Source organism: Streptomyces sp. NPDC055078, from assembly GCF_053607985.1.
In genome coordinates, this window is sequence record NZ_JBSGUP010001156.1 from 1 (window position 1) to 1,097 (window position 1,097).

The 1,097-nt window shown below is 67.7% G+C and carries 1 protein-coding gene; it reads right to left on the bottom strand.

Features of this window, described 5'->3' with window-relative positions:
- Positions 1-126: 126 nt before the first annotated feature.
- A complete protein-coding gene (locus ACWF94_RS40905) occupies positions 127-936 on the bottom strand; it encodes an IclR family transcriptional regulator (protein ID WP_453500433.1) in 810 nt (269 codons plus the stop codon).
- Between the last annotated feature and the right edge of the window lie 161 nt (positions 937-1,097).

Below are 1,097 nucleotides of genomic sequence, written 5' to 3' on the forward strand. Positions count from 1 at the left end.
AGTTCGACGCACCGGAGGGCGGGCCCGGCGGCGGACTCCGGGCGCGGGAGCGGTTCGGCGACCGCCCGCCCGGGAGAGGCCCGGGGCCGGAAGCGTGGATGTACAGAGTTGCGGGGGACCGGCGGCTCAGAGGTTCAGGGTGGACAGGATCTGGGGTGCGGATCCGGGTGCCGGACCTCCGGCGCTCTCCGCGGAGACCTTGGCGGACATTTCCATACCCAGCCGCACCAGCAGTGGCTCGTACTTCTCGCGGAATGCCGCGAAACGCTCGGTCGTCATCGACACGCCCAGCGCGGCGATGGCGTGACCGTCCACGCCGACGACCGGGGTCGCGATACCGCAGAATCCGAGGTCGGCCTCCTCGACGTTGTAGCCGACCCGCCGCCCGGCGATCTCCTGGAGCTGGCAGCGCAGCGTGACGAAGTCGGTGATCGTCGAGGGGGTACGGGCGGTGAACTCCTCCCGCGACACCCTGTTGACGACATCGTGCCAGGGCAGATCGGCGAGCAGCACCTTCCCGGACGCCGTGCAGTGCGCGGGGAGCGAGCTGCCCGCCTCCGCATGTCCCTGTCGGCCGCCTCGCTGGGCCGCCACACGTGCGAGGAACATCAGCCGGCGGCCGTCCCAGATCGCCAGATGGCTGCTCTCTCCGGTCTGCTGCGAGAGCCTCTCCATCACGGAGAGGGCGTGTCTGCGCAGGATCCCGGCTTCGACGACGCTGTTGGCCATGGACATGATCCGCCAGCCCAGTCGGTACCGGGAGCGCCCGGTGCGCCGCAGGAGATCGATCGAGGCCAGGCTCGAAACGAGTTCATGCGCGTTGGACTTGGGCAGGCCCAGCGTCTGCGCGATCTCCGTGACACCCCACTCGGGGCGTTCCGTGCTGAAGAGTTCGAGCACCTGGCCCGTTCTGACGATCGTGTTGAGCACCAACATCACCCGCCTTTTGGACCGTGCCGACGGTGATTGCCGGCATAGTCAAAAATTTAGCTGAAATTAGATTAAGTAACAATGGGTGGGTAGTGCCGATCTGGCCACGGTCTCCTCGCCTGTCGCCCCACCCGGACGCGACAGGCCCGGCCCAGGCATGAATCCGG

Coding starts and splice junctions, on each gene's coding strand:
- ACWF94_RS40905 (WP_453500433.1), bottom strand. CDS start 936: ATGTTGGTGCTCAACACGATCGTCAGAACGGGCCAGGTGCTCGAACTC.